A 4,556-nucleotide genomic window follows, 5' to 3' on the forward strand; every position below is an offset into this window, starting at 1 on the left:
CGCCGGCAGCGGCTGGCGGCGCGGGCGCAGGGCTGGCTGATGGTGCATGCGGGCGTGGTGCCGCAATGGGACGCCGCGCAGGTCCTGGCGCTGGCGGAGGAAGTGCATGCGCTGCTGCGCGGCCCGGAGCTGGCGGACTTCCTGCCGCAGATGTACGGCAACGAGCCCGACCGCTGGAGCGACGAGCTGACGGGCGCGCCGCGGCTGCGTTTCATCATCAACGTGCTGACGCGGATCCGCTTCTGCAATGCGAAGGGCCGCCTGGACTTCAAGACCAAGGAGGGCCTGGGCACGGCGCCGGAAGGCTTCATGCCCTGGTTCGACGTGCCGCAGCGGCGCACGGCCGGTGAGCCGGTGGCCTTCGGGCACTGGTCCACGCTGGGGCTGGTGCAGCGGCCGGACCTGCTGGCGCTGGACACCGGCTGCGTGTGGGGCGGCGAGCTGACGGCGGCCCGCGTGGCCGACGGCCAGGTGCTGGAGATCATCCAGGTGTCCTGCGCGCAGGCGAGGAAGCCGGGGGCGGACTGAACGAAGGCCGACGGCACGCATACAATGCGCGCCTTCTCCAAGGAGACGTGGCCGAGTGGTTTAAGGCAGCGGTCTTGAAAACCGCCGAGGGTTCGCGCCCTCCGTGAGTTCGAATCTCACCGTCTCCGCCACCCATGAACGCCCTCACGACCGCCAGCCCCCCCGCCCTGCTCGCCTTGATCGGCGGCAACGAGGACCGGCTGACGCCCGGCATCGTGCTGCGAGAGCTGGTCGCGGCTTGCGCCGCCTCTCATGCGGGCGGCGGGCCGCTCCGGGTTGTCGTGCTGAGCACCGCCAGCGGCGAGCCCGACCTGCTCTGGTCCCAGTACGAGCCCGCCTTCCGGGCGCTGGGCGCCGTGCCGGCCTGGCTCGATCCGCGCGACCGCGAGGCCGCGGGCGCGGACGACGCGCTGCAGGCCTTGCGGTCGGCCGACCTTCTGTTCATGACGGGCGGCGACCAGGAGCGCCTGCTCGACGTCATCGGCGACACCCCCCTGCACGCGCTCATCCGAGAACGCCACCGCACCGGCGAACTCGCGATCGCCGGCACCAGCGCGGGCGCCTCGGCGCTCGGCGCCCACATGCCGGTGGGCGACCTCAATGAGCAGTTCGCCGGCCCCTCGCAGCCGCTGCACGCCGCGCTTGGACTGATGCCGACCCTCGTGATCGACCAGCACTTCGCGCAGCGCAAGCGCCATGCGCGGCTGCTGCAACTGGTCTCGCTCGACCCGCGCCGCACCGGCGTGGGCATCGACGAGGACACCGCGCTGATCGTCCGTCCCGGCCACGACTTGCGCGTCGTCGGCGCGGGCGCCGTGACGGTCATCGACGGCTCCCGAATGACCGACCGGCGCGAGCCGTCCTCCGTCATCGCCTTCGAGCAACTCGGCTTCTTCCTGTTGCCATCCGGCACCGCACTGCGATTCAACGACCCGGCCACGCCACCGCATCTGCAGCGACTGCTCCGCGCAATCGCCTCGCCCGCTCCGCTGATCGGCTGAGCTCGCCTCAGCCGGCAATGTGGGCCTCGAAGCCCACGCGTCCCGGCGCCACGTCATCGCGCAGCTGATGCCCATCCGGGTAGTCGCCGCCGTTCTGCGGCCGGAAGGCGATTGGCGCTTCGTCGAAGACGCCCGCCAGCCGCAAGCGCCACGCCGCCTTCGCCGCCTCGACATCCTCCGGCGTCATCCGGCCCACGCCGTGCACCGCATGCGTCTTCAGCACCGACATGCCGGGATAGAACAGCGTGCCGTGGGTGATCGGGAACAGCAGTTGATCGATCGGACCGTTGATGCCGCGCGGCGAGTAGTCCGCCGCCGGCCCGCCGGTCGTCACCGAAACCATCGCACGCCGGCCCGCGAGGCCGCCTTCGCCGTAACGGAAGCGGTTGCCCTGCCCGTGGCGGCCATAGGCCAGGCCGTAGGCCCAGACGCGGTCGATCCAGCCCTTCATGATGGCCGGCATGCCGAACCACCACAGCGGGAACTGCAGGATCACCAGGTCGGCGGCCAGCAGCTTGCGCTGTTCCTCGACGACATCGGCCGGCTGATGGCCGTGCTCGAAGGCATGGCCGGATTCGCGCACGAAATTCAAGCGCGTCGCGTCGGCGCGCACGGGGAAGTCGGCCTCGCCGTAGACGGCCCGCCAGCCCATCGCGTAGAGATCGGACTGCAGCACGGCATGCCCGGCCGAGCCCAGCGTTTCCGCCGCGACGCCCACCAGCGTGCGTGTCAGCGAGGTCGGCTCGGGATGCGCGTGGACGATCAGCACGGTCTTGCGACCTGCGGCGGAGGCGGCGGTGGAAGCGGAAGCGGCGGCTGCCGCAGCGCCGGTGGCGACGGGATGGTCTCTGTTGGGCGTAGTGGTCATGTCGGACTCCAGAAGATCGGGAATGAGCGTCAGTCTGACGAGCGCGGCCCCATCCGTGAAATCACGTCTTCTCTGCCCTACTATCCAAAGCATGGATACCAGCCGGCTCGACCTCAACCTGCTCGTGACGCTCGAGGCACTGCTGACCGAGCGTAATGTCACCAAGGCCGCCGCCCGGCTGGGCCTCAGCCAGCCCGCGGTCAGCGCGCAGCTCAGCCGGCTGCGCGATGTCTTCGAGGACCCGCTGCTGCTCCCGGCGCAGCGCGGCATGACGCCCACCGCGAAGGCCTTGTCGCTGTTCGAGCCGCTGCGCCAGGCGCTGGACCAGGTGCGCGGGGTCGCGAGCTCGCACCTGCACTTCGAGCCGGGCAGCGCCGAACTGACGGTGACCATCGCCGCCTCGGACTACCTGCAGGCCTCGGTCCTGCGTCCGCTGGTGTTGCGGCTGCGAAGGGAAGCGCCGGGCGTGCGCATCGCCGTCCGGCACCTGGACCCGCACCAGCATGCCGCCCAGATGGCGCGCGGCGATGTCGACCTGGGCCTGATGCAGCCGACCGAGGCCGCGGACAGCCTGCGGCTGCGCCCGCTCTTCCATGAGCGCTACGTGCTCATCGCGCGGCGCGGCCATCCCGCCGTCAGCGGCCGGCTCACGGCCAAGGCCTTCTCCAAACTGGAGCAGGTGGTCGTCTCGCCGGCCGGTGGCGCCTTCAGCACGCCGGTGGACCAGGCGCTCGCGGGCCTCGGGCTGACGCGCCAGGTCGTGCTCTCGGCGGCGTCCTTCCTGTTCGTACCCGACATCGTCGGCCGCTCCGACCTGATCGCCCTGGTGCCCGAGCGCCTGGTCAAGGGTCAGGCCGCCGGCCTGCAGGTGCTGCCGCCGCCGCTGCCGATCGACGGCTTCGACATCGCCATGGTCTGGCACGAGCGCAACCACGGCCACGCGGCGCAGCGCTGGCTGCGCGATCAGGTGTTCGCGATCGCCGGGCCCCGCGCGCGAGCAGGCACGGACGCCGGCCCGTCGTGAATTCCGTCGCGCGGGACCTGTTGCGCCTTGGCGTTTTCACCAAGCCGGCCGACACATCCTGAAACGAACATGCGCCCCGCGTGGTCAGAACGGTCGTCACCTCGATAGAAGCCGCCGCCACGCTTCGAGGGAGAGCAACGATGGGACATCCTTCCGGACTGACCGGTTTCCGCAAGATCTACGCCGCCTGCGATCGCGCGATGCTGCTGATCCTGGCGGTCAGCTGGCTGCTCGCGCTGGGGCTGGGCTGGCGCTATGCGCAGTTCGGACTGGCGACGGGCATCGGCACCGCGCTGCTGGCCGCGGCCGGGCTGGCCTACGCGGCGGCACCGGGCGCCACCGCCACGCGCATGACGCTCACCACCGCGCAGGCGCTGATGGTGATGCTGCACATCCACCTCGGCGGCGGCATGGTCGAGCTGCACTTCGGCGTCTTCGTCACGCTGGCCTACCTGCTGATGTACCGCGACTGGAAAGTGCTGGTGCTGGGGGCGGCGCTCTTTGCCGTCCACCACCTGCTCTTCGACCGCCTGCTCGCCGCCGGTTTCGGCACCTACTGCCTGAGCGAACCCGACTTCGGCCGCATCGTGCTGCATGCGGCCTACGTCGTCGCGCAGACCGGCATCGAGCTGGTGATGGCCGCGCACATGCGGCGCAACACCAAGGAAGGGCTGGAGCTGCATGACCTGGTCCGCGCGCTGGGCAGCCGCGACGACCGTCTCGCGCTCGACGTCGCGCATGTGAAGGCGAGCACGCCGGCGGGACTCAAGATCAAGGACTCGCTGCAGCGCCTGAACGCGGCGATGGCGCGCGTGCGGGAAGCGGCGCAGCACATCGGCAGCGCCTCGACGCAGATCGCCGCGGGCAACACCGACCTCTCGGGCCGCACCGAGCAGGCGGCCGCCAGCCTGCAGGAAACCGCCGCTTCGGTGCAGCAGCTCGCGGCCACGGTGCGTCATACCGCCGAGGCCGCGCAGCAGGCCCGCGAGCTCTCCGACCAGGCGATGCGGGTCGCCGATGCCGGCGGCAGCGCGGTCACCCGCGTCGTGTCGACGATGGAGGAGATCCACCGCGCTTCCGGCCGCATCGCCGACATCATCGGCGTCATCGACGGCCTGGCCTTCCAGACCAACAT

General features: G+C 70.9%; 5 protein-coding genes and 1 tRNA gene. 5 read left to right on the plus strand and 1 reads right to left on the minus strand.

Annotated elements, in window-relative coordinates; all coding sequences use genetic code 11:
- From FUT87_RS03780 to FUT87_RS03790, 3 genes are all read left to right on the plus strand, one after another.
- A partial coding sequence (locus FUT87_RS03780; protein WP_147240131.1) for a symmetrical bis(5'-nucleosyl)-tetraphosphatase occupies window positions 1–528 on the plus strand: 528 nt, incomplete at its 5' end.
- 41 nt (window positions 529–569) lie between these two features.
- Window positions 570–659, plus strand: a tRNA-Ser gene (locus tag FUT87_RS03785).
- A gap of 3 nt (window positions 660–662) precedes the next feature.
- Window positions 663–1,529, plus strand: coding sequence for a cyanophycinase (locus FUT87_RS03790; RefSeq protein WP_147240132.1), 867 nt, complete (start codon window positions 663–665; stop codon window positions 1,527–1,529).
- Window positions 1,530–1,536: 7 nt separating this feature from the next.
- Here FUT87_RS03790 and FUT87_RS03795 read toward each other — a convergent pair whose 3' ends face one another.
- Window positions 1,537–2,397, minus strand: coding sequence for an NAD(P)H-dependent oxidoreductase (locus FUT87_RS03795; protein WP_147240133.1), 861 nt, complete (start codon window positions 2,395–2,397; stop codon window positions 1,537–1,539).
- A 91-nt stretch (window positions 2,398–2,488) separates the two neighbouring features.
- Here FUT87_RS03795 and FUT87_RS03800 point away from each other — a divergent pair, with 91 nt between their 5' ends.
- Complete coding sequence (locus FUT87_RS03800; RefSeq protein ID WP_147240134.1) at window positions 2,489–3,421, plus strand: LysR family transcriptional regulator; 933 nt, start codon at window positions 2,489–2,491, stop codon at window positions 3,419–3,421.
- 140 nt (window positions 3,422–3,561) lie between these two features.
- Window positions 3,562–4,556: methyl-accepting chemotaxis protein (locus FUT87_RS03805; RefSeq protein WP_255511647.1), on the plus strand; the 995-nt coding region annotated here is incomplete at its 3' end.

The sequence above is a fragment of the Mitsuaria sp. TWR114 genome (assembly GCF_007997345.1).